The sequence below is a fragment of the Streptomyces sp. NBC_00597 genome, from assembly GCF_041431095.1.
Taxonomy (GTDB): domain Bacteria; phylum Actinomycetota; class Actinomycetes; order Streptomycetales; family Streptomycetaceae; genus Streptomyces.
Map to the genome: position 1 here is coordinate 1,543,234 of NZ_CP107757.1, position 23,424 is coordinate 1,566,657.

Consider the following 23,424-nt stretch of genomic DNA (forward strand, 5'->3'; position numbering starts at 1 on the left):
TTGGTGCTGCTGGTTCATCAAATCCCTCGGCGTTTCCAGGACTGCCACCACAGCCACTCGCGCCCCCGGTCAACGACGGCGGAGAGCACCAGCGGCTGGAGGTACGGCATCACGCGGGCCCCGACCCGCCGGCGCCTGCGCAGCGCCCGGTACTCGGCGAGCGAGGCGTAGCCCGGCAGGCACTCCGCGGCGAACGCCTCCAGCTCGTCGACCGGCACCACGCCGGTGCGGCCCCGGTCGTACGCGCGGTAGGCGCGGCGCAGCGCGTACCGGGCGAGCCGGGTCCGCGCGAGGTCCGACAGCCGGCCGGCCTCCGGGAGCAGGCCGCCGCACTTCTCCAGTACCGAGTCGAAGGCGACGAGGCGCTGGCGCAGGTCGTCGAGCTGGCCGCCGAAGTCCGTGGTGGACATGTTGTTGCCGTGGACGCGGTAGAAGGCCTGGTCGGCCCCGCGGACGTAACCGACGTCGGCGTGCGCCGCGAGCCGCATCCACATCTCGATGTCGCCCGCGTGCGGGAGGTCCGGGTCGTAGCCTCCGACCTTGCGCTGGAGGCTGGTGCGGACGACCACCTCGGGCGAGGTGATGCACCCGGTGCCCTCCCGGAAGCGGCGTTCCAGCCACCACCGTCCGGGGTAGACCACGGAGCCGGTGCCGTGGGTCCGGGCGGCGGGGAGCGGTCCCCCGTGCCGGAACCGCAGCGGCCGGCCGTAGGCGAAGCCGACCTCGGGGTGGGCGTCGAGCAGGGCCGCGGCGCGCACCAGGGCCCCGGGGACGAGCCGGTCGTCGGCCGAGAGCAGGGCCGTGTAGTCCCCGTCGGCCCATTCCAGCAGGCCTTCGTTGTAGGTGGCGATGTGGCCCTGGTTGCGCTCGTGGACCCGCACCTCGATCCGGGGGTCGGCGGCCGCGAGGGCGCGCGCGACGTCCGCGGAGTCGTCGGGCGAGGCGTCGTCGATGATCAGCACCCGTACGTCGACGCCGGGCTGCTCGTCCAGGACGCTCTTGACGCAGTCGGCCAGGAAGTGGCCGTACTTGTAGCAGGGGATCACCACGCTGACGGTGCTCACTGGGCGGCCACCTCCGTGGAACCCGACGCGGCGAGACCGGCCGGAGCCGTGGTGGTGAACACCGGCCCGACCCAGTAGTTCACGGAGCCGAAGGTGTTGGTGGGGAAGGCGGCGGAAGCACCGTACTTGTAGAGGCCGTTGGCACCGCCGCTGCCGTCGGCCGGAGCGACCAGCGGGTAGGAGCGGTGTGCGGCGGTGAAGTAGCCGCCGTCCACGGCGTACTTGCCGTTCGGGGCGTGGTAGGACGCCACGTAGCTGGTGCCGGCGGTGATGGGCACCGGGGTAGTGAAGTGGAGCTGCTGCCAGCCGGACAGGGTTTCGCTGCCGAAGGTGCCGGTCGCGAGGAGCGTGCCGCTGGCCGACCACAGGCTGCCGGTGTGCGTGCCGGTGTTCCCGGGGCCCTTGTAGAAGGTGATGCCGGTGACGTAGCCGTTGGCCGCGGACTGGAAGCGGGTGCCCAGCTCGACGGAGTTGGTGTCGTCGGTGACGCTCGGGGTGCTGGGTACGGTGGAGGACCCCCACAGGGTGCAGGGGCAGTTGACCGTGGGCGGGCTGGTGCTGGTGGTGAACGTCCAGGTGACGGGCGCCGCCATGGTGTTGCCCCACAGGTCGGCCGCTTGCACGGAGGCCGTGTACGTGGTGTTCAGCCCGAGTTCGGTGGACGGGGTGAAGGTGGCGCTGTTGGAGGCGCTGAGGACCTTGTTGCCGGGGACGGCGGCCCCGCTGGCGTCCTTGACGGTGAAGGCGAGCGTGTCGGCGTCGATGCCCTCGTTGAAGGTGGCGCCCAGCTGCGTGGTGATCGACGTGCCGACGGCCGCGGACTGCGGGGTGGTGGCAGTGACGGAGGGCGGTGTGGTGCTCGCGGCGGAGGTGTCCAGGACCGCGTCGACCCAGTAGTTGCTGCCGGACGACGCCGTGGAGGGGAACCCGCCCGTGGCGCTGTAGCGGTACACGCCGTTGCCTCCGTCGGTCCCGCTGCGCAGCGCGGTCAGCGGGGCGAGCCCGGCGTCGGCGGTGGCGAAGGTGTTGTCGAAGGAGTACCCGCCGTTGGGGGCGAAGTAGGAGGCGATGTAAGTGGTGTTGGCCTTGACCGGGACCGGTGAGGCGAAGTTCAGCTGCTGCCAGCCCGACGCCGTCTCGTTGGTGAAGGTTCCGGTGGCCAGGCGCTGGCCGCTGCTGCTCCACAGGCTGCCGGTGTGGGTGCCGGTGTTGGCCGGGGACTTGTAGAAGCGGACGCCCGTGATGGAGCCGGGCGTGGAGGAGCGGATCTTCACGCCGAGTTCGACGGCGCTCCCGTCGCCGGCGTTGACGGTGCCCGGTACGGCTGCGGCCGGCCAGACGGTGCAGGGGCACTGCTGGGGACCGACGGTGAGGGGGACGGTGGTGGTGGCGCCGATGTTGACGCTGTCGTCCACCGCACGGACCTTGAGCTGTACGGCTCCGGGGGCGGTCGGGGTCCACTTGTAGCTCCAGGAGCCGACCCCGGTGGTCGCCTTCCAGGTGGTGCCGCCGTCGGTGGAGACCTCGACGCGGGCCACGACGCCGCCGGTGTCCGTGGCGGTGCCGGTGATGGTCACCGGCCGCAGGGCGGGGACGGTGGCGCCCGCGGCGGGGCTGGTCACGGTGACGGCCGGTCCGGTGGTGTCCGTGGAGGCGGTCGTGGCGACCAGGTCGCTCTGCAGGGACTTGGGCTGGACGCCCATGTCGGCGAAGACGTTCACGGTGGCCTGCTGCATCCGCTTGTCGGCGGTGACCACGGTGTCGTCGGGGTTGCCCGTGGGCATGTTGGTCAGGCCCCAGGACCACTGCACGGTGCCCGCGCCGAAGACCAGGGCGTGCGAGGTCTGGTCGCGGAAGGCGACGAGGCTGTGGGTGGCGGTGCCGTTGCCGTAGGTGTTGCCGTAGTCGAGGCGCAGTTTGCCGTCGTTGATGTCCACGGTGGTGGACGACAGCTGGATCTGGCCGGGCGGGCGGGCCGCGTCCTCCACGTCGCTGTCCCATTCGTACCCGAGGGTGCCGACGGGGAACGTGGCGGTCTGGGAGGGGGTGAGGGAGGCGACCGTGGTGTTGCGCCACATCCGCATCCTGGCGAAGGAGCCGGGGACGGTGATGGCGTCGCTGCGGTAGCCGTTCACGCTGAACAGCGAGCCGGTCAGCTGGTTCTGCGGCTGGTAGGGCCGGCCGTTCGTGGAACTGGCCGGGTCCATGAAGGTGCCGGTCCAGATCCCGCTCGGGTCGGGAACGCCGTTGGGCTGGGGGAAGGAGAGCTTGGTCTCCTTGTAGCAGACCAGGGTCCGGTTCGCGGTGTTGGTGCCGTCGTTGCTGGGGGCCAGCCGGGTCTTCCAGAAGATCTCGTTGCCGCTGAAGTAGGTCTGGTTCACCCCGGCTCGGCGGGCGGTGAGGGCGTTGGTGAACTGGTCCTGCGTCCAGTACTCGTCGTGCCCGGAGGACATGAAGACCTTGTGGTTCTGCAGCGGGGCCGCGCCCCTGGTCGACATGTCGATGCCGGATGTGTAGCTGACGTCGTAGCCGTTGCGCTCCAGCCAGGAGAGCATCTGGTACTCGGAGCCGTAGATGCCGTTCTCGCCGCCGATGTCCATGGGCCGGTTGTAGCTGACCTCGTACGCCCGGCCGTCGGGGGCGGGCCCGCCGCCTCCGTAGAGGTCCTGGCCGCCGTAGTCGTTGTACGCCTGCCAGGTCTGGTCGCTGGTCTGGACGACGATGTCGGAGTGGCTGGAGTCGTTGCGGACGACGAACGGGTACGGCATGACCCCGTTGCCGTCGGCCTGGTCGAGGTTGGCGACGTACAGGCCGGACACGGCGTCGGACGGCACGCTCCACGTCGCGGTGACGGGCCAGTTGCCGCAGTCCACCAGCCCGGTGGCGGGCTTGGTGGTGCAGCTGCGGGGGTTGCCGCCCGGCAGGAAGTTCGCCGGGTAGGTCTGGGCCGCCTGTACCGCGGTCGACATCAGGCGGGCCCCGTCGCCCCCGTAGTAGCCCAGCCGGTAGACCGAGACGTGGTACGGGGTCGACGACTGCACCTTGAACTGCACGGTGTCGCCCGCCTGGACGCTCATCTGGGCGCTGAAGCCCTTGATGTCGCCGTAGGCGCTGGGCGCGAACCAGTCGGACATCGGCGTGCCCGGTTTGGAGTTCTCGCACACGATCGCGTTGGTGCCGGGACCGCAGGGGTCCACGGCGCCCGCCACGGCCGGCGGTAAGAGCGCGGTCATGAGCGCCGCGACCACGGTGAAGAGGCCGTACCGGATCAGCCTTGTCCGTCTGTTCATCTGTACCTCATTTGTTCTGCGTCAGAGCAGGGCGCTCGTGAGGGCGTCCACGACCCGCTGCTGCTGGGCGGCGGTGATCTGCGGGAAGAGCGGGAGGGAGAGCATCCGGTCCGCGGCCCGCTCGGCGTGCGGGAAGGCCCCGCGGCCGTGACCGAGGTGGCCGAAGGCCGGGGTGAGGTGGACCGGGGCCGGATAGTGCACGCCGGCACCGATGCCTTCCGCGTTGAGCTTGCCGACGACCTCGTCGCGGTCGGCTCCGCTGACCCGGACGACGTACAGGTGCCACACGTGGACGTTGTCCGCCGCGGTGACGGGCAGGGTCAGGCGTCCGGCCGCCGCCAGGTCGGCGAGCAGTTCGTCGTAGCAGGCGGCGGCGGCGCGGCGGGCCGCGTTCCCGTCGGCGAGGCGGGCGAGCTTGGCCCGCAGCACGACGGCCTGGAGGCCGTCGAGCCGGCTGTTGAACCCGGCCACGTCGTGCCGGTACTTGGCGATGCCGCCGTGGTTGGCCAGGGCCCGAACGAGGTCGGCCGTCTCCTCGTCGTCGGTCACGACCGCGCCCGCGTCGCCGTACGCGCCCAGGTTCTTGCCCGGGTAGAAGCTGGTGGCGGCGATCCCGCCGCTGCCGGCCGTGCGGCCGGCGCGGGTGGCGCCCTGGCTCTGCGCGGCGTCCTCGACGACCTTGGCGTGCGCCGGCAGCTGCGCGGCCAGTTCCGCGGCTGCGGCGCACTGTCCGTACAGGTGGACCGGGACGACGGCCCGGGTGGCCCTGCCGACCGCGTCCAGCGCGGCCTGCGGGTCCATGAGCAGGGTGTCGGGCAGGCAGTCGACCAGGACCGGCCGGGCGCCGATCCGGGCGACGGCACCGGCGGTGGCGATGAACGTGTTGGCGGGCAGTACCACCTCGTCGCCGACGCCGACCCCACTGGCGCGCAGGGCCAGTTCGAGCGCGTCGGTGCCGTTGGCCACGCCGACGCAGTGCCCGACCCCGGCGAAGGCTGCGTATTCGCGCTCGAAGGCGCGGACCTCCTCACCGCCGATGAAGGCGGTGTCGGCCAGCACCCGGTCGAATCCTGCGCGTATCTCCTGCGCGACCTCGGCGTGCGCCGCCTGCAGGTCCACGAGCGGTATCCGGTTCATCCGACTGTGCTCCCCATCCGTGTCTCCGGCCTGCGGCCGGTCCGTTCGTCATCGGCCCGCAGCTCTTCGAGCGCCGGGCCACCCGCCTCGCGCAGCCGGCGGGCCGGGCTTCCGGCCCACACCTCGCCGGGCGGCACATCGGCCAGGACCGTGCTCCCCATGCCGGTCAGCGACCAGGCGCCGACCGTCGTGCCCTCCCGGACCAGGGCGCCCGCGCCCACGTACGCCCCGCGCCCCAGCCGGACCCCGCCGCCCAGGCGGACCCCCGAGGCGAGCGTGGCGAAGTCCCCGACCGTGTCGTCGTGGGTGAGGACCGCGTGCGGCATCACCGCCACGTGGGCCCCCACCCGTACGGCCGCGGTCAGCACGCAGTGCGCGAGCAGGACCGAGCCCGCACCGAGCACCGAGGACGCCGAGACGGCGGCCGTGGGGTGCACCACGGTCGCGTACCGGTCCTCGGGCAGGGCCAGGCGCCGCACGAGGCGGGCCCGTACGGCGTAGTCGCGCGGGCTGCCCACGCAGACCACGACCCGGGCCCCGGGGCGCCGGTGCACCAGGTCGCTGCCGCCCAGCACCGGCACCCCGTCCACGTCCCGGCCGTGCAGGGCCGGGTCGTCGTCCAGGTGCCCGGCGAGCCGCCACCGCGGTGCGCGGCCGCGCTCCCGGTCGGCGGCGGCCGCGTCCCGTACGGCCTGGGCGGTCTCGCGCGCGAATCCGCCCGCCCCGACGACCAGCAGGTCCTCGGTCGCCAGCGCCCCGGCGCCCCGGCCGTCGGGGGCGGTCATCCGGCGGCTCGTGCGCGCAGTGCCGCGACCACCCGGTCCTGCTGGTCGTGCGTCATCGTGTGGAACAGCGGCAGGATCAGCGAGTCGCGGCTGATCCGTTCGGTCACCGGCAGCGGCGCCGCTGCGTGCCCGGCGTACGCCGGTTCCAGGTGCGAGGCCATGATCCCGCGCCGGGCTGAGATCCCGGCCTCGGCCAGCACCGCGAGGAGCTCGTCGCGGCCGACGGGGTAGTCCTCGGTCAGCAGCACCCAGTACGACTGGAAGTTGCCTTCGCCGTGGCCGGGGTCGCGGACCGGGCGCAGACCGGGGATGCCGTCGAGCAACCGGCCGTACCGGGCGGCCAGTTCGCGGCGGCGGGCCACGATCGCGTCCAGTTTGCCGAGCTGCACCAGGCCGACCGCGGCCTGGATGTCGGTCATCCGGTAGTTGTAGCCGACCTCCAGATAGCTCTCGGCGATGGGCTTGCTGCTGGCGTGCCGTTGCGCCGCGGACACGTTCATGCCGTGCTCGCGCAGGCGGCGCAGGCGCTGCGCCCACTGGGCGTCGTCGGTGGTCACCATGCCGCCCTCACCGGTGGTGATCACCTTGCGGGGGTGGAAAGACCAGGCGGCGAGCAGGGCGCCGTGGCCCACCGACTTGCCGCCCACGGTCGCGCCGATCCCGCAGGCCGCGTCCTCGACGAGCGGGACGCCCCAGTCGGCGCACGCCGCGCGCAGGGCGTGCACGTCCGCCGGCACCCCGCCCTGGTGGACGGCGAGGACCGCCTTCGTCCGCGGGGTGCGTACGGCGTCCACGGTGTCGGGGGTCAGGTTCCCGGTGGCCTCCTCGACGTCCGCGAACACCGGGTGCGCGCCCACGTACCGCACCGCGTTGGCGGTGGCGATGAAGGACAGCGAGGGTACGACCACTTCGTCGCCCGGGCCGAGGTCGAGCGCGATCAGCGCCAGGTGCAGGGCGGTGGTGCACGAGCTCACGGCGATGCCGTGCTCGGCGCCCACCCGTTCGGCGAAGGCCCGCTCGAACTCGGTGACGCGGGGACCCTGGGCCACCCAGCCCGAGAGCACCGCGTCGGCGGCCGCCCGCGCCTCCTCTTCACCGAGCCACGGGACCATGACGGGGATGCGGCCGGGCGCGGGGGCCTGGGCGGGTACGGGGTCCTGGGCGCGTACGGGGTCCTGGGCGCTCATCGGCGGCCCTCCGCGTCGGTGCCGGCCTCCGCGTCCGCCGCGCGCTCGGACCGCCACCAGTCCACCAGGTCCCGCAGTCCGCGGCGCATGTCGATCTCGGTGGTGAAACCGAGGCGCTCCGAAGCCCGCGAGGTGTCGGCGAGGCGCCGGGTGACTCCGTTCACGGCGCGGGCCGGGCCGTGCTCCGGCACCATCCCCTCCGCGCCCATGGCCTCCAGCAGCCCGACCGCGAGGTCGCGCAGGCTGGTCTCGGACCCGCTGGCGACGTTGAACACCTCGTCGGTCAGGTCGGATTCGGCGGCGAGGAGGTTGGCCCGTGCGATGTCCCGGACGTCGGCGAAGTCCATCGTCTGGGTGCCGTCGCCGAGGATCAGCGGCGGCTCGCCCGCCGTGATCCGTTCCATCCAGCGGATGAGCACCTCGGTGTACAGCCCGTGGATGTCCATGCGGGGCCCGTACACGTTGAAGTAGCGCAGGGCGATGTAGTCCAGCCCGTACATGGCGTGGAAGCTGCGCAGCACGCCCTCGTTGAAGGCCTTCGCCGCCCCGTAGAAGGTGTCGTTGTTGTACGGGTGGTGGCGCTCCGTGGTGGGGAAGGTCTCGGCGAGGCCGTAGACCGAGGCCGAGGACGAGGCGATGACCTTGCCCACCCCGGCGGCGACCGCCGCCTCCAGTACGTTGAACGTGCCGTCGACCAGTACCTCGTTCGCCAGGCGCGGCTCCTCCGCGCACTGGGTGATCCGGATGGCGGCGAGGTGGAACACCAGCTCGGCGCCCTCGGTCGCCTTGCGGACCGCGGCCGTGTCGCGGATGTCTCCCTCGACGACGTCCACGACGCCGCTCTCCAGGGCGCGGGCCAGGTTGGCGGCGCGCCCCCGGACGAAGTTGTCGAGCACCACGACTTCGCGCGCCCCGTTGTCCACCAGCAGGTCGACCACGTGCGAACCTATGGTGCCCGCTCCGCCGGTGACCAGAATCCTCTTGCCTCGTACGCTGCTCAACGCCCTGCCCCTACTGAGTCGGTCATGGTGTTTCGTGCTGCGCCCGGCGCGGTGTGCGCGGCTGCGGGCGCGGTGGTGCCGCGAACGGTCAACGGCCGGTGCGCAGTCCGACGACCGCGCCGCGGAACTCCAGGCTGCGGGAGGCCGCTTCGAGGATGTCGAGGACCTGGAGGCCCGACCGGCCGTCGGTCAGTGCCGGTCGGCGTGTCCTGACGGCGGCGGCGAACTCCTCGACCATGCTGCGCAGGGCTTCCTTCTCGCCGAGCGCGGGGGCCACCATGTCGCCGCTGCGGTAGGAGACGAGCATGTCGCGGCGTTCGTCCGCGCCGATCTCCTGCGGAGCGGTCATGTCCACCCCGCGGTCGAACACGGCGATGCGCTGGGTGGGGTTGAGGTCGTCCCACACCAGGGTGCGCTTGGATCCGCCGACCATCGTGGTGCGGACCTTGACCGGGGACAGCCAGTTGACGTGCACGTGGGCGATGGCGCCGGTGTTGAGCGTGAGCGTCAGATAGGCGACGCAGGACTGGCCGGCGCCGATCGGGTCGGCCCCGTGCGCGGCGACGGCGACGGGCCGCACGTTCTCCGGGAGGATGAAGTCGAGGACCGACAGGTCGTGGGGGGCCAGGTCCCACAGGACGTCGACGTCCTTCTGGACGAGCCCCAGGTTGATCCTGACCGAGTCGAAGAACTGGATCTCGCCGAGGTCGCCCGCCCGGACCATCTCGCGGATGCGGCCGACGGCCGGCGTGTAGCAGTAGGTGTGGTCGCACATGAGGGTGAGGCCGCGCGCCTCCGCCTCGGTGACCAGGCGCAGACCGTCCTCGTACGTGGCCGCGAGGGGCTTCTCCACGAGGACGTGCTTGCCGGCGCGCAGGGCGGCCAGCGCCACGTCGAGGTGGGTGCCGGCCGGGGTGGCCACGGCGACGGCCTCGACGGCCGGGTCGGCAAGGACGGCCGCGTAGTCCGCGGTCGCCTGGACGGTGGAGTAGCCGCCGAGCACCTTCCGGGCCCGGTCGACGTTCAGATCGCAGAGCCAACGGAGCCGGAACTCCGGACTCGACTGGAAGTTGCGGACGAGATTGGGGCCCCAGTAGCCCGCGCCGACGACGGCGACGCCTAACCGCTCCATCCGTCGCGGACCCGCGGGTCCTGCGGCTCCTGCGGTGCGCCCCGCGAATTTCACGGTGTCCTTCGCGGTGTCTTTCCCGGTGTCGTTCACAACGTTCCCCTTCCTTCCACGCACGCCCGCGGGCGTGTCGACAACCCATGGCGGGGACGCGTGCGAAGGAAGGGGGCGCCGCCGACGGCCGGCCGGGACGCCTGCGCGACCCGTGCATGCCTGCCCAACGGTGATGGCCCCCCACAACCGATGCCTACGTGTTTCGACGTACTTTCCGCCCCCCGGCCGCCCGGCGCCGCTCGCGCCGGTCCGGCCACGGGCAGGTGGCCTGTTCCCCCAAGCCGCCGAGCCCGTAATTCCCCAACTGCCTTGCTCCGGCTGGATTTCAGCGTCGCCGAAGCACGCCGAATCCGGTCGGCTGGGTTCAATCTAGACCACCGCGCCTACCCCCGGGTGGAGTTGCAGGAAACGGTCGGTCCGGGTGTTCGAGCGTGCATACTTCCGGGGTGACCAGCATCGTGATCCCGGCCCACAACGAGGGCCGGGGCATCGGCCGGCTCCTCGACGCGCTCCTGGCGGATACCCCGGATTCCGGGCCCGACATCGTCGTGGTGTGCAACGGCTGTACGGACGACACCGCCTCGGTGGCGGGCGCGCGGGGTCCCCGCGTACGGGTGGTGGAGATACCGACTCCCTCCAAGCACACGGCACTTCGGGTCGGGGACGAGCACGCGCGGGGCTTCCCCCGGCTGTACGTCGACGCCGACGTCGTGTTCGGGGCGGCCGACGTACGGGCGCTGGCCGGAGCCCTCGCCTCCGGCCCCGGCCTCCTCGCCGCGGCGCCCGGACGGGACATCCCCCTCTCCGGGTGCGCCTGGCCGGTCCGCGCGTACTACCGCGTCTGGCAGCGGCTCCCGGCCGTCCGCGAGGGGCTGTTCGGACGGGGGGTCATCGCGGTGACCGAACCGGGGCACGCGCGTCTCGCCGCCCTGCCCCCACTGATGGCCGACGACCTGGCGGCGTCCCTCGCGTTCGCGCCGCAGGAGCGGCGCGTGGTCGAGGCGGCGCGGGTCGTGGTGCATCCGCCCCGCACCTGGGCGGACCTGATCAGGCGTCGGGTCAGGGCGGCGACGTCGTCCGCCGAGCTGGAGCGGTTCCAGGCATCGGCGGCGTCGAAGACACCGGGGGCGTCGGAGCGGTCCGGGTCCCGGGCGGGCGCCCAGGCGCGGACCGCACCGTCCGCGCGCACCGGATCGGGCGATCTGCGCGCACTGCTCCGGGCCCAGCCGAGCCTGCTGCCCGGGGTCGTGGTGTTCGTCGTGGCGGCCCTCGCCGCCCGCCGGGGATCCCGCAAGGCCATCCGCAGCGGGGACTTCTCCACATGGCTGCGCGACGAGAGCAGCCGGCAGGGCTGAGCCCGTGAGCGGGCCGAATCAGGGCGCACGCCGCCCAGTTGGCCCGTACACCCACTAGGGTTCCGTTCGTACGTACGAGTGACTCAGACCGTCGGCACCGGGAGCTCGGAACCATGTACCTCGCGGACCGCTCCGCGCCCGCCGGCGCGAAGACCGCACCGGACGGCGGGCCCGTCCGGGCCCCGGCGGTCGCTTCGGCCGTTCTCGCACTGGGCACGGTCAGCCTGATCACCGACGTCTCCTCCGAGATGGTCACCGCGGTGCTGCCGCTGTACCTGGTCGCCGGACTGGGTCTGAGCCCGCTCGGCTTCGGCGCGCTCGACGGCGTCTACAACGGCGTGAGCGCGCTGGTGCAGTTGACCGGCGGCCACCTCGCCGACCGGGTCCGCAACCACAAGCTGATCGCCGGGATCGGCTACGGCCTGTCCGCCCTGTGCAAGCCGCTGCTGCTGCTCGCGCACAGCCTCGGACCGGTGGGCGTGGTCCTCGCCCTGGAGCGGACCGGCAAGGGTCTGCGCACCGCCCCGCGCGACGCACTGATCTCCCTTTCCACACCTGCGGAGTTACAGGGGCGGGCGTTCGGCGTACACCGCGCCATGGACACGACCGGGGCCCTGCTCGGCCCGCTCACCGCCTTCTTCATCCTGAACATGGCGGTGGGCGGATACGACGCCGTGTTCGGTGTCAGCGCGTGCATCGCCGTGCTCGGCGTCGTGGTGCTGATGCTGTTCGTCCCGTCGGGAGCGGGCCCCGGCCCGACCGGCCCCGCCCCCGGCGCGGTGGATCCCGGTGGCGCGAGTCCCGGCCCGGCGAAGCCCGACGCGGTGAACGTGCGGGAGGCGCTGGCCCTGCTGCGCCAGCCCCGGCTGCGCGCCCTGACGGTCTGCGCCGCGCTGCTGGGCCTGACCACCGTCAGCGACGCCTTCCTCTACCTGCTGCTCCAGGACCGCAGCGGAATCCACGAGCAGTGGTTCCCGTTGCTCCCCCTCGGCACCGCCGCCGTGTTCCTGCTGCTGGCCGTGCCGGCCGGCGCCCTGGCCGACCGGATCGGGCGCCGTACCGTGTTCCTCACCGGGCACGCCCTCCTGCTGGCCGGCTACGGGCTGTTGCTGTGGGCCCCCCACTGGCCCGCCCTGCCCTGGCTGGTCCTCGTCCTGCACGGCATGTTCTACGCCGCGACCGACGGGGTGCTGCCCGCCGCCGTCGCCGCGACCGTCCCCGCGGAGCTGCGGGCCACCGGCATCGCCCTCGTCGGCACCGGCCGGGCGCTCGCCCGCTTCGGCTGCTCGCTCGCCATCGGCGCCGCTTGGACGCTCTGGGGCGCGGGCCCGGCGCTCGCCGCCGCCGCGGCCGGGCTGTGCTGCTGCACGGCCGTCGCCGGCTTCGTCCTGCGCCCGGACGCCCCGGGCTCCGCTCCGGACCCGGACCGACTCCCCCGAGGAACCCGATGACGCGCTCACGCCGGCTGCTCGTACTGGCGGTGGCCGTGCTGCTGCTCGGGGGCCTCGGTACCGCGCTGGTGCTGCGCGCCGCCGCCCGCGCCGAGCAGACGCAGGAGGGGGACCCGACGGTCGCCGCCGGCCGGGTCACGCTCGGGCGGCAGGACCGGCTGGCGTTCCTCAACGGCGCGCAGGGCCCGCACCGCGGAGCCCTCGTATCGGTCCCGGGGCAGGAGCCGCAGGCCGAGCGCACCGCCTCGGGCCTGACCTGTCAGCGCTTCCACGCTGCCGCCGGCACCGGCGTGTGCCTGAACTCCAGCCCGGGGGCGCTCGCGCAGGACAACCGGGCCCTGATCGTCGACTCGGATCTGCGCACCCTGCACGCCTTCCCGCTCGCCGGGACCCCGTCCCGGGCCCGGGTCTCACCGAGCGGCCACTTCGCCGCCTGGACGGTGTTCGTCTCCGGCGAGTCCTACGGCGCCGCGTTCTTCTCCACCCGTACGACGATCGTCGACACCCGTACCTGGGCGGTCGAACCGGATCTGGAGAAGTTCTCCATCGTGCTGGACGGGCGCCCCTACACCTCGGGCGACGTGAACTTCTGGGGCGTCACCTTCTCCAAGGACGACGACACCTTCTACGCCACCCTCGGTACGGCAGGTCAGACGTACCTGGTCAAGGGCTCGCTCGCGCGGCGCAGCGTTACCGCCCTCGCCCAGAACGTGGAGTGTCCGTCCCTGTCCCCGGACGAGACCCGCGTCGCGTACAAGAAGCGCGTCATGCGCGGCGCTTCGCTTTGGCGCGAGCACGTACTGGACCTGCGGACGCTGCGGGAGCAGCCGCTCGCCGAGAAGCGCAGCGTGGACGACCAGGCACTCTGGCTCGACGACCGCACCCTGGCCTACGCCCTGCCCGCCGAGGGCGCTCCGGACACCACCGACCTCTGGACGGTCCCGGCGGACGGATCGGGCACCCCCCGCATCCTGACCCCGGCGGCCTCCTCCCCGACCCGGCTCGGCTGAACGCCGAACGCCGAAGGCCCCCGTCAGCGTCTTGCGCAGTGTGGAGGCCCTTCGGTCGTCGCCTTCGGGGCGGTGGACGAGGATCGCGCGAGCTCCGTCGACGTCGCCCTGCCGTGGCCTCCGGACGGCCGTGGTTCGGCGGACGCCGGGTAGGGGGCCGCAGGAGACGCGTGCGGGGGTGAAGTAGCGTTCGGGCATGAGCATGCCCCCTTCGTCCCCTTACTCCCCCGGCCCGTACGGGCCTGCGCAGCAGCCCGGTCCGTACGGCGGCGGCCAGTACCCGCCTCCTTCAGCGCACTCCCACCCTCCGCAGCCGTACCAGGCGCCGGGCGGCTGGGGGCAGCCGCCGATGGGCCCGCCCACGGGCGGCAGCCGGACCGGGAAGACCGTCGGGACCATCGCGGCCACAGTGGCGGGGCTCGTGGTCGCCGGGCTCGTGCTCAACCGGGTGAACGAGGTGGGTGCCCAGACCACCGGGGCCGGGTTCCCCAAGGCCGAGTACCGGCTCACGGTGCCGAAAACCCTCGTGGACGGGACGTACGAACTCTCCGAGGACGCATCGCAGACCAAGGGCAAGGAAGTGATCAAGGACGCGTACGACCCGAAGATCCGCAACCCGCAGCCGGCCACCGCCCGGTACGCGTCCGGCTCGCCGACGGCACCGGGGGTCCTCGCCCTCTCCGGAATGTACGGCCAGTTCAAGGACCCGGCGGGTGCCCGCAGGAAGATGATCTCCGGGGCCGCGGAGGCCGACGGGGCGAAGACGGCGGTCCTCCCGCAGGACCTCACGCCGGCCGGCTCCGACATCACCGTGACGTGCCAGGTGCTGACCTCCGTCCAGGACGGAGAGACGACCACCCTGCCGATGTGCGCCTGGGCCGACGACAACACCGGTGCCGTGGTCGCCGTGGTCTCGGCCGAAACCGCGGGCCGGAGCCCCGGCTCCGTCGACCTCGACCAGCTGGCCAAGACGACCCTCAAGGTGCGCTCGGAGGCCCGGCAGCCGATCAACTGACCGGGCCGGCGCCGAGGATGGCGGCCCGCAGCTCCGAGCACTGATGGAGGGCGGCCTCGTACGTGCCGGGGCTGGCCCGGTCGAGGTCGGTCAGGAGGTCGATGGTCTCCCCGAGGGCGGCCAGCGCTTCGCTCCGGCGGTCGAGGAGCGACAGTTGCATGGTGTGGCGGTAGAGGCATTCGGCCAGCAGGGGGAGGGCGCGGGAGTCCTCTCCCGCGAGTCGTCGGGCGGCGTCGACGCCTTCGGCACCGGCTTCGAGCGCTTCGTCGTGGCGGCCGAGCACGGTGCTCAGGCCCCAGGCGTACGCCGTCAGGTTCGTGGCGTGGGTGGCGAGAAAGGCCGCGGAGTGTGCGACCGGTTTCCGGCCGGTGGTGACGGCCGCAGCGAGGGCCTCCAGTGCTTCGACGTGCCGGTCCAACCGACCGAGCAGGGTGGCCCGGTACGTCTGCGCCCGGAGCAGCTGGGGCAGGTACTCCCCGGGCTGCATTTGGGCCAGTGCGCCGAACGTGTCGATGACTTCTCCCGCCGCCTCGGCCGCCGGCTCGTACCGTTCCTGCGCCGCCAGGCGCTCCATGCGCGTGTTGAAGCATTCGACGAGTTTGGGCAGGTACGCGTCGGGCCGTGTCTCCGAGAGTCCGCGGTAGATCTCCGTGGCCCGGTCCAGCAGCTTCCGTGCCTCCTCGGGCCGTTGCAACGCTTCCAGCGCGAGGTACTGGTTGGTGAGGCCGGTGGCGAGGTCGGGCAGATAGGCGTCGGGGAGCTGCGCGGCCAGTTCCCCGTACAGCTCGATCGCCTCGGCCCCGGCGGCGAGCCCCTCCGCATGCCGTCCCAAGTCACTGAGGCAGACGGCCCGGTTCATGAGGTTGCGGGCCAACTCCGGGCGGGCCACCTCCGGACGGGTGGCGGCCACTCGGCGGAGGATGTCCACCGTCTCGGTCGCCGCTCCCAGTGCCTCCTCGCCCCGGTCGGCGGCGCGCAGATCGGCGTACCGGTTGTTCAGGGCTGAGGCCAGGAGCGGCAGGAACGCCTCGGAGCGCTCGCTCAGCTCCCGCCCGAGATCGACCGCCTCACCGCTCAACTCCAGGGCTTGCTCGTGGAGTCCGAGGGCGGCCAGTCGAGTGGACAGGCTGGCGACGGTGCCGGCCAGGTATTCCAGATAGCTGTTGCGCCGCTGCCGGGTGAGCTCGCGGTAGACGTCCACGGCCTCCTGGTTGGCGCCACGTGCTTCTTCGGGCCGGTCGAGGGCTTCGAGGAGGTTGGCCAGGGTGGTGAGGCTCATGGCGAGGTCGGAGAGGTGCGCATCGGGCAGTCGGTCGGCCAGCTCGCGCCTGAGGCGCACGGACTCCGAGCTGGCGTCGAACGCCTCCTGGTGGCGTCCGGTCCGCCTGAGGGTGATGGCGAGGGTGTGCAACGCGTGGGCGAGCCCCGGCAGCTTTGCGTCACCATGGCGCCGGTACAGGTCACGATGGGCCGTCACCGCCTCGTTGCCGACGCGCAGCGCCTGGTCCAGCCGCCCGATACCGTCGAGCCTGATGGCGAAGCTGACCAGTCCGCCGGCGAGGTCTGCCAGATGGGCGTCGGGGTCCCGTCGGACGAGCTCCCTGCGGATCTCGACGGTCTCGGTGACCGTGGCCAGTGCTTCTTCGTCCCGGCCGGCACGCGCGAGCTGGCTGGCCAGATTGTTGAGGCTCGCGGAGAGGTCGGGGAGCGAAGCGTACGGGTGCAGCCGTGCCAGCTGCCTCCACAGCTGCACGGATTCCGCGGCCGCGGCCAGCGCCGACTCCTGTTCTCCCAAGTCCGAGAGGCGTACGGACTGGTTGTTGAGGCAGCGTGCGAGGCCGGCCTGCTGGCGCGCGTCGTCCGGTGGCCGCCGGCGGTACCGCTCGACGAGGAGCGCCGCGAGGTCCGCGGCCAAGGGCGCGAGGCGGTGGCTGGTCTTCGGCAGCCCTCGGTCGAGCCGGTGGAGTTCGTCCAGCGGGACGCCGGGGTCGGCGATCAGGCGCTGGAGTGCGTCGAGCAGCGGCTGTGGCGCACCGGCCCGGGTGGCGAGGTCGATGGCCGGCAGGGCCAGTTCGGCGCGGTGGCGGACGCACAGATCGCTCAGGATCCGGTCGAGCCGGCCTCGGAAGACGGGGTGGGCGGCGGCGCGCGTGCACAGGGTGAGGAGTTCGACTGCCTGGGCTTCGGTGGAGCCGTCGACCACGTGGTCGACGAGCCGGGCATCGGCCTCCAGCCGACGGCCGACGAGGCGTTCGCGGAGCCTGTCGGGCTGGAGGCTGCCCCACGGCCCCTCCTCGGCGGGCGGGTAGAGGGAGCCGATCCAGGAACGGACGCCGTTGCGGCGGTCTCGGAGCTGCCCCTGGAGGCTGGGCACCCGACGCAGCACTTCGTCGGCCTGGTCCTCGTCCGCGGCTCCGACCAGCTGGGCCGCGGTGAGTGCGTCCCGGAGCGCGGCGTGGCTCAGGTGTCCTTTGAGGTGCGGCACGGCATCGGCCGTCCGCCGCCAGTAGCGGCTTTCGTGGGCGAGGAGCCGGTCCTCCACTTCTTCCTCCGGCCGGCCGCCGGCGGCCGGGCCGGTCGGCGGGGAGGCTTCGGCGGGCCAAGGCGGCAGGGCCGCGTCGAGCAGGTCCGCCAGGGCGGTCATGTGCAGGGTCAGGGCATTGCCGAAACCGTCCCGTTCCAGGGCGGGAACGGGCACGCGGGCATGGACGCCGACCCAGTCGTGCCCCTCGTATCCGGGGAAGGTGGTCAGCGCGGCGGCCAGGGCGGCGCGGGCTGCGAGGTACGCGCCGAGCCGGCCGGCCGCGACGGGTTCCAGATCCGGCAGTTCGTGGACCCGGGTGTTGGCCAGCAGGACTTCGGCGAGGTGGTGTTCGGTCTGCGCCTCGGCCCACCAGTCCCCGGCCGTGCGGGCCAGCAGCAGCACCTTGAGCCGGGTCCTGCCCCGGTGTTCGGCGGCGGCTTCCAGCAGAGCGGCCAACTGGTCGGCGCGGGCTTCGGCGTAGTCGAGGACGATCAGCAGGGGTTTGACCGCGTCCCGTACGGCGTCCAGGCCGCCCGGTCCAGCGCGTGCCCGGGGCCACAGGGCGGCCCATTTCTCGCCGGCCAGCCGGGCCGTGAGCTGGTGGGCGAGGCGGGTCTTGCCCTGCCCGCCGGGGCCGTGGAGGAGGAACGCGCCGAAGCCGTCGTGCCCGCACCAATCGGTCAGCAGGTCGAGGCACGTGGCACGGCCGTGGAAGGGCACGACCTGGCGGTCGGCGCGCAGCAGGAACGCAGGGGAGCCGGATGCCTCGGCCTCGGCCGCGACGGGCGGGTCGATGTCCGCCAGGTGCTGGAACTCCACCGGCTCCAGCACCGGCACGCCCGCGCCGTGTTCCGCGCAGGCGGAGCGGAACACGGGGTCGCCGTGGAGCACGTACGAGGGGACGGCGACGAGTGCGCCGTGGCCGCAGTGGGCGGGGTCCGCGGCGATCACGCCGGTCAGGAGGCGTCCGCAGAACAGCGGGGCGCCGGACATCCCTCCCCAGGGCGAGGTGCCCTTCCCCTGGCCCCGCCAATCGGGTGGATGCTGCCCGAGGTCGAAGACGTACCGGTTGGTGACGCGGCCACTGCCCGGATTGACGTGCCCGGGCAGCTGCCTGGTGTCGACGGGCTGTCCGTTCCGCTGGGCCATCTCCGGTACGCCCCAGGTCTGGGCGGCCTGTTCGGGCCGGTGGGTGACGAAGCGTCCCCACCGTACGGACTCCCCGTCCACCGGCACCCATTGCGGGTCGTCGATGCGCACCAGGGCTGCGTCGTCCCTGCCGTCGGGACGGCCCCACCACACCACCCGGCCTTCGTACAGGTGCGTCCCTCCGGGGCGGAACACCTGGACGGGTGCAGTACGCTCCGCTTCCCGGGCGACGACGTGGGCAGAGGTCAGGACGAGCCGCGGCCCGATCACGTATCCCGAACCGGGCCCGCCCGCGCCGGTGACTGCCACCAGCCGTGCTTCGTCCACCGTGTGCCCCCTACACCCGTGCGGTCCGGGTCGCTCAGTCCTCGATGCGTCCGGATGTGTCGCCCGGGCCGGGCGCCCGCTCGGGAGCGCCGCTGACCAGCACGTCGTAGCCGTTGGCCCGCTGGGGAGTCAAGGTGAAGGCGACCCGGTGGGTGCGGCCTCGGGAGATCCCGGCTTCGGCGTCGACCGAGACCACCCACGCCCGGAAGCCGGTCTTCGCCTTGGCATCCGCTTGGAGGACGACCTCGAATTCCAGCTCCACCGGGCCCAGCGTGAACGTCACGTCCTGTCCCGCCCCGCGGTCGACCGCTTCCGCTATCTCTTCGCGCACCGCCGCCACCGCATCCGCAAGGCCGATCTTCATGGCTGGCTCTCCCCTCCGCGCGCCAACGACGTTGGCCCGTAGCTGAGTCACACCGTAGCCACGTGGCGCGGAATTCGAGGGCAATGTCATGGATTCGTCGGTGCCGGGCCACGGGGGGCGCGGCCCGAAACGATGCGTGGGGCCTGTGGGGTGCGTGGGGCCCAAGCCCTTGAGGCCGCTATCCCCCGCAGCTCGCGAACGCCTCCCCCTCACCGCCGTGCCGTTCCACGGGCTCCCTCGGCGGCCGCCCCAGCAGTCCGCTTTCGGCGGTGAAGCGAGGCAGGTTCTCGCGCAGCGCGCCCCTGCCGAACAGTGCGACGCTCCAGAGCAGTTCGTCAGGCTGCCGTCCTGTGGCCCGGCGAGCTGCGGCGTGCTCCCGGCGCAGCCGGGCGAGCAGCACGGCCCCGCGACGGGTGCGCCGCGTCCATGGCCACAGCAGTGCGGCGACGCCGTCCGCGAGGAGCGTGAGCAGGAGGGGCAGCAGCCCGGTCGGCGTCCCCCGCCCGGTGAGGGCCACGACCGGCGCGGCGGCGAACACCGGCAGCAGCGCGGTCCGCACCGCGAACAGTCGCCTGCGGGTCAGCAGCAGCCCCTCGCGCTCAAGCTGCCGGGCGAGTGCCGCGGTCGCGCGCCGGACGGTGTGCCGCCGGGCCGCCTCCACGGAGCCGGTCAGGTAGAGCTCCACGAGTGCGGTCCGCGCCGCGCCCCGTGCGCCCCCGTGCAACACAGCCCGCTTCCACGGGCTTCGGCGGATGCCGGACCGGGTCTCGGACCGCTCGCCGACCGGGCGGGAAACGCAGAACGGCAGCCGTTGGCAACAACAGCCGGGCCGCGACGAACGACACCTCGGTGATCACGACGCGCCGCCCGACCCCTCCCGGTCCGCCCCCTGCGGACCGGCTGCAGGCTACTTCCGGCGCACCCGCCGACCAGTACGCGCCACCCGGCGGGCCGGCTCGGGGTCCGACCCGCCGCCATGCGGCCGGGGTCAGGTCAGCAGCTTCGTCTTGGCCTGCTGGAACTCCTCCTCGGTGATCGCGCCCCGGGCCTTCAGGTCGGCGAGCTTGGCCAGCTCGTCCGCACCCGATCCGCCGGCCGGCTCGGTCCCTGCCGTCTGGCGGATGTAGTCCTGGAACGCTGCCTCGTTCTGCTTGGCCGCCTTGACGTCCCGCTGGGTCATGCCCTTCCCCCGGGCGATGACGTAGACGAAGACGCCGAGGAAGGGCAGCAGGATCACGAAGATCAGCCAACCCGCCTTGCCCCAGCCGCTCATCTCGTGGTCACGGAAGATATCCGTGATGATCTTGAACAGCAGGAACAGCCACATGATCCAAATGAAGAACCAGAACATGGACCAGAACACGTTGAGTGCGGGGTAGTCGTCCATGGATGCCTCCTTTGGGCGGGCCGAATGCCCGCGATCAGCAGTATTGGCCCGAGTACCGCATTCCGCATGTCGAGCGCAGCGGACGGCTCCAGCGGGTGCGCGTCCGGCCGGGGTACGGGCTGCGGGACGCGCCGAGGGGTCTCACCCGGTCGGCCCGCCTCCGCTCGCCGGATCCCGCTGGCCGGGATTGCCTGGGGTACGACCCGTAGGAGGGCTGTATGCCGGACGACGAAAATCAGGGCGAGCTCGCTGCGCTGCGGGCTCGGGTCGCCACACTGGAGTCGGAGTCCTCGAAGCGCCTGCCGCGCTGGCACCGACTGCGCGCGTTCCTGTCCGCACTGCTGATCGTCATCGGCTGCGTCCTGGCCCCACTGGGCATCGTCGCCGCCTGGACGTCCGACATCGTGGGCGACACCGACCGCTACGTGACCACGGTGGCCCCGCTCGCCTCCAACCCCGATGTGCAGGCGGCCGTCGCGAACCGGGTGACGGGCGTGGTCATGGAGCACATCGACCTGCCCAAGCTGCTCGAAGACGTGGCGCCGGACCAGCGGCCGCTGCTGCAGAAGGCGTTGGGGAAGCTGGGCAACGGGCTCGAAGGAGCGGTTCGGAGCTTCGTGCACGACAAGGCGGAGGACGTCGTCGCGTCGAAGGCCTTCGAGACCGTGTGGACCGAAGCGAACCGCACGATCCACACGGCGCTCGTCAAGGCCCTGACCGGCAGCGACAACGGAGCCGTACAGATCAACAACGACTCCGTGACCCTCGACCTCGCACCCGTGATCGACCAGGTGAAGACCCGGCTCGTGGACGCGGGGCTCGGCGTCGCCGCCAAGATCCCCCAGATCCACACCGACTTCACCATCCTCCGGTCGGATGACATCGGCCGGGTCAAGACCGGCTTCCGACTGCTCGAACTCGCGGGCCTGTGGCTGCCGGTCGTCGCCGTCGTGCTCGCGGCCGTCGGTGTCCTGCTCTCCGTCCACCGGCGGCGCACGCTGGTCGCGGCGGCCCTCGGCTTCGCCGTCGCCGCCCTCATCCTGGGCATCGCCTTGACGGTCTTCCGTACGGTCTACCTCAACGCGCTCCCCGACACCGTGTCACAGCCGGCCGCCGGTGCCGTATACGACGCGATGGTCAAGCTCCTGCGCACCACGGTCCGCATGGTCGTGGTCCTCGGTGTGGTGCTCGCGCTGGCCGCCTGGCTCTCGGGGCCGGGTCGGCACGCCACGGTGGTCCGCCAGATGTGGCACTCGGGCATCGCGGCCACCCGGGCCTCGGCCGACCGGGCGGGCCTGCGTACGGGCCCGGTCGGCGGCTTCGTGGGTCGCCACCGCACCTGGATCACCTGGATCTTGGTGGCGGCAGCCGTCCTCGCCTATGTCCTGTGGCCGCACCCGACCGGCTGGGTCGTCGTGGGGCTCGCCCTCGCGCTGCTCTTCGCCTTCGCGGTCACCGACTTCATCGCCGAGGATCCCGCGGAGGCCGGGGACGCCGGGAATTCCGGGGGTTCCGGAACCGCCGCGACGACCGGGGGCGGTCCACGGACCCCCCTGTAGGCGGGCGGGCTCAGGGGCGCGCCGCCCCCGGCTGGGTGTCGGGGATGCGCTGGGTGAAGAAGAGCGCCACCAGCGCGGCGAGGGCGAGGATGCCGAGGGAGGCGCGCAGGCCGTCGATCCGGGCGGTGGCGTTCGCGTCGAGTGCCGCCTGGGTCACCTCGGATTTGGCACCCGCCTCTTCGAGCGCTTCGGTGAGCTGGACGTCCGACAGGAAGGGCGCACCTCCCACGAGTTTGACGTTCGCCTGGCTCTTGACCTCGGCGGGGACCGCCGGGCTCTGCTCGATGGCCGTGAGGAACGACGAGGTCAGCACGGTGATCAGGATGGAACCGGCGACCGCCGTGCCGATCGACGCGCCGAGGTTGGTGATGGTGTTCTGGATGCCGCCGATCTCGGCGCTCTGCTCGTCCGGGACCGCCGAGACGGTGACGGCCCCGAGCTGGGAGGCCAGCGCCCCCATCCCCAGTCCGATCAGCAGCAGCGGCACGGTGACGACGCCCGCCCCAGATTCCTCGTCCAGGGTGGCCAGCAGCACGACGGCGCCCGCGAGCATCAGCAGGACCCCGAGCCGCACCACGCGCCGCGGTGAGGCGTCGGGGCGGAACCGGGGGATCCCGATCGCGGCTGCCAGCAGGGAGATGGACAGCGGCAGGATCAGCACGCCCGTCTTGACGGCGGACAGGCCCAGCGCGACGGACAGGTAGAGCGGGACGACGAAGAACACGCCCATCTGTACGAGGTACTGGAAGAAGAACATCGTGAGGCCGCCGGTGAGCTGCCGGTTGCTCCCGAGGTCCGGATCGACCAGCGGTTCGGCCCCGCGTGCCGCCAGGCGCCTCTCCCAGCGGAAGAACAGCCAGATGAGGAAGAGGCCCGCCATCATCAGCCAGACGACCGGTGAGAGGTTGAACCAGGCCGGTGCGCCGGCCTTGGGCCGGAACCAGCCCCATTCGCTCGTGCGCAGCACGGCGAAGACGAACAGCCCGATGCCCAGCGCGGACACGATCGCGCCCAGGACGTCGATGTGCGGTCGGGGGCCGAGGGGCGCGTCGGCGACCCGGCGGCCGAACAGCAGGATGGCCAGCACGACCACGACCTCGCCGGCGAACACCCAGCGCCAGGAGAAGAACGTGGTCGCCACGCCGCCGATGAGCGGCCCCAGGGCGATCGCCACCGCTCCCGCGGCGGCGACCAGCCCGTACGCGGCCGGCCTGCGTTCCACGGAGAAGTTGGAGGCGACGAGCGCCACGATCGCCGGCATGATCAGTGCCGCGCCCACGCCCTCCAGGACCGACCAGCCCAGCAGCAGGACGGTGAGGTTCGGGGCGAGTGACGTGGTGAGGGAGCCACACCCGTAGATGACGCAGCCGATCATGAAGGCCCGTCTGCGGCCGACGAGCGCGCCGACCTTGCCACCGCTGATCATCAGCATCGCCATGACCAGGGTGTAGGCCGTGATCGCGCCCTGCAGACCGCTGACGGTGGTGCCGATGTCCTCCGCGACCGTCGCGATCGAGACGTTCATGACCGAACTGTCCAGGGCCATCAGGAACTGTCCGGCCGCCAGGGTCAGCAGGACGAGCCGTGCGTCCTTCGCCTTCCCAGCAGTGGGTGTCGGGTGTGCCTCGGCTGTCAT

17 protein-coding genes are annotated in these 23,424 nt (G+C 72.5%); 5 read left to right on the forward strand and 12 right to left on the reverse strand.

Annotated elements, in window-relative coordinates:
• Window positions 1–17: 17 nt before the first annotated feature.
• From OG974_RS06600 to OG974_RS06630, 7 genes are all read right to left on the reverse strand, one after another.
• A complete protein-coding gene (locus OG974_RS06600) occupies window positions 18–1,064 on the reverse strand; it encodes a glycosyltransferase (RefSeq protein ID WP_327281694.1) in 1,047 nt (348 codons plus the stop codon).
• Complete coding sequence (locus OG974_RS06605; protein WP_329312622.1) at window positions 1,061–4,354, reverse strand: DUF4082 domain-containing protein; 3,294 nt, start codon at window positions 4,352–4,354, stop codon at window positions 1,061–1,063. Before OG974_RS06605 ends, OG974_RS06600 begins: the two co-directional genes overlap by 4 nt.
• A gap of 21 nt (window positions 4,355–4,375) precedes the next feature.
• On the reverse strand, window positions 4,376–5,491 hold the full coding sequence (locus tag OG974_RS06610; RefSeq protein WP_329312624.1) for a DegT/DnrJ/EryC1/StrS family aminotransferase: 1,116 nt from the start codon (window positions 5,489–5,491) through the stop codon (window positions 4,376–4,378).
• A complete protein-coding gene (locus OG974_RS06615) occupies window positions 5,488–6,276 on the reverse strand; it encodes a NeuD/PglB/VioB family sugar acetyltransferase (RefSeq protein WP_327281697.1) in 789 nt (262 codons plus the stop codon). Before OG974_RS06615 ends, OG974_RS06610 begins: the two co-directional genes overlap by 4 nt.
• Window positions 6,273–7,463, reverse strand: a complete 1,191-nt coding sequence (locus tag OG974_RS06620; RefSeq protein WP_371645757.1) for a DegT/DnrJ/EryC1/StrS family aminotransferase — start codon at window positions 7,461–7,463, stop codon at window positions 6,273–6,275. Before OG974_RS06620 ends, OG974_RS06615 begins: the two co-directional genes overlap by 4 nt.
• Window positions 7,460–8,464 carry an SDR family NAD(P)-dependent oxidoreductase gene (locus OG974_RS06625; RefSeq protein WP_329312626.1) on the reverse strand — a complete coding sequence of 335 codons (1,005 nt, stop codon included), beginning with the start codon at window positions 8,462–8,464 and terminating at the stop codon, window positions 7,460–7,462. Before OG974_RS06625 ends, OG974_RS06620 begins: the two co-directional genes overlap by 4 nt.
• 88 nt (window positions 8,465–8,552) lie before the next feature.
• Window positions 8,553–9,686, reverse strand: a complete 1,134-nt coding sequence (locus OG974_RS06630) for a Gfo/Idh/MocA family oxidoreductase (protein ID WP_327281700.1) — start codon at window positions 9,684–9,686, stop codon at window positions 8,553–8,555.
• 407 nt (window positions 9,687–10,093) lie between these two features.
• Here OG974_RS06630 and OG974_RS06635 point away from each other — a divergent pair, with 407 nt between their 5' ends.
• The 4 genes from OG974_RS06635 (at window position 10,094) to OG974_RS06650 (ending at window position 14,478) form a co-directional block, all read left to right on the forward strand.
• Window positions 10,094–11,002, forward strand: coding sequence for a glycosyltransferase family 2 protein (locus tag OG974_RS06635; protein WP_371645760.1), 909 nt, complete (start codon window positions 10,094–10,096; stop codon window positions 11,000–11,002).
• A gap of 113 nt (window positions 11,003–11,115) precedes the next feature.
• Window positions 11,116–12,453: an MFS transporter gene (locus tag OG974_RS06640; RefSeq protein WP_328761595.1), complete on the forward strand. Its 1,338-nt coding sequence runs from the start codon at window positions 11,116–11,118 to the stop codon at window positions 12,451–12,453.
• Window positions 12,450–13,463 carry a TolB-like translocation protein gene (locus OG974_RS06645; RefSeq protein ID WP_327281703.1) on the forward strand — a complete coding sequence of 338 codons (1,014 nt, stop codon included), beginning with the start codon at window positions 12,450–12,452 and terminating at the stop codon, window positions 13,461–13,463. The genes OG974_RS06640 and OG974_RS06645 overlap by 4 nt, the downstream gene beginning before the upstream one ends.
• Window positions 13,464–13,659: 196 nt before the next feature.
• The gene (locus OG974_RS06650) at window positions 13,660–14,478 is read left to right on the forward strand and encodes a hypothetical protein (RefSeq protein WP_371645761.1); all 819 of its coding nucleotides are present in this window, start codon (window positions 13,660–13,662) and stop codon (window positions 14,476–14,478) included.
• Here OG974_RS06650 and OG974_RS06655 read toward each other — a convergent pair.
• The 4 genes from OG974_RS06655 to OG974_RS06670 all read right to left on the reverse strand — a co-directional run bounded on the left by OG974_RS06655 (window position 14,471) and on the right by OG974_RS06670 (window position 20,229).
• Window positions 14,471–18,478, reverse strand: coding sequence for a tetratricopeptide repeat protein (locus OG974_RS06655; RefSeq protein ID WP_371645763.1), 4,008 nt, complete (start codon window positions 18,476–18,478; stop codon window positions 14,471–14,473). The two genes, OG974_RS06650 and OG974_RS06655, sit on opposite strands and share 8 nt — an antisense overlap.
• A gap of 34 nt (window positions 18,479–18,512) precedes the next feature.
• Window positions 18,513–18,842: a trypco2 family protein gene (locus tag OG974_RS06660; protein ID WP_327281706.1), complete on the reverse strand. Its 330-nt coding sequence runs from the start codon at window positions 18,840–18,842 to the stop codon at window positions 18,513–18,515.
• Between the two features lie 178 nt (window positions 18,843–19,020).
• The gene (locus OG974_RS06665; RefSeq protein WP_371645766.1) at window positions 19,021–19,527 is read right to left on the reverse strand and encodes a TIGR04222 domain-containing membrane protein; all 507 of its coding nucleotides are present in this window, start codon (window positions 19,525–19,527) and stop codon (window positions 19,021–19,023) included.
• Window positions 19,528–19,830: 303 nt separating this feature from the next.
• Window positions 19,831–20,229 carry an SHOCT domain-containing protein gene (locus OG974_RS06670; protein ID WP_327281708.1) on the reverse strand — a complete coding sequence of 133 codons (399 nt, stop codon included), beginning with the start codon at window positions 20,227–20,229 and terminating at the stop codon, window positions 19,831–19,833.
• 218 nt (window positions 20,230–20,447) lie between these two features.
• Here OG974_RS06670 and OG974_RS06675 point away from each other — a divergent pair, with 218 nt between their 5' ends.
• Entirely contained in the window at window positions 20,448–21,788 is a 1,341-nt protein-coding gene (locus OG974_RS06675; RefSeq protein ID WP_371645768.1) for a hypothetical protein, read from the forward strand.
• Window positions 21,789–21,798: 10 nt separating this feature from the next.
• Here OG974_RS06675 and OG974_RS06680 read toward each other — a convergent pair whose 3' ends face one another.
• On the reverse strand, window positions 21,799–23,424 hold the full coding sequence (locus tag OG974_RS06680; protein WP_327281710.1) for an MFS transporter: 1,626 nt from the start codon (window positions 23,422–23,424) through the stop codon (window positions 21,799–21,801).

Coding starts and splice junctions, on each gene's coding strand:
- OG974_RS06605 (WP_329312622.1), bottom strand. CDS start 4,354: ATGAACAGACGGACAAGGCTGATCCGGTACGGCCTCTTCACCGTGGTC.
- OG974_RS06610 (WP_329312624.1), bottom strand. CDS start 5,491: ATGAACCGGATACCGCTCGTGGACCTGCAGGCGGCGCACGCCGAGGTC.
- OG974_RS06615 (WP_327281697.1), bottom strand. CDS start 6,276: ATGACCGCCCCCGACGGCCGGGGCGCCGGGGCGCTGGCGACCGAGGAC.
- OG974_RS06620 (WP_371645757.1), bottom strand. CDS start 7,463: ATGAGCGCCCAGGACCCCGTACGCGCCCAGGACCCCGTACCCGCCCAG.
- OG974_RS06640 (WP_328761595.1), top strand. CDS start 11,116: ATGTACCTCGCGGACCGCTCCGCGCCCGCCGGCGCGAAGACCGCACCG.
- OG974_RS06645 (WP_327281703.1), top strand. CDS start 12,450: ATGACGCGCTCACGCCGGCTGCTCGTACTGGCGGTGGCCGTGCTGCTG.
- OG974_RS06650 (WP_371645761.1), top strand. CDS start 13,660: ATGAGCATGCCCCCTTCGTCCCCTTACTCCCCCGGCCCGTACGGGCCT.
- OG974_RS06660 (WP_327281706.1), bottom strand. CDS start 18,842: ATGAAGATCGGCCTTGCGGATGCGGTGGCGGCGGTGCGCGAAGAGATA.
- OG974_RS06670 (WP_327281708.1), bottom strand. CDS start 20,229: ATGGACGACTACCCCGCACTCAACGTGTTCTGGTCCATGTTCTGGTTC.
- OG974_RS06675 (WP_371645768.1), top strand. CDS start 20,448: ATGCCGGACGACGAAAATCAGGGCGAGCTCGCTGCGCTGCGGGCTCGG.
- OG974_RS06680 (WP_327281710.1), bottom strand. CDS start 23,424: ATGACAGCCGAGGCACACCCGACACCCACTGCTGGGAAGGCGAAGGAC.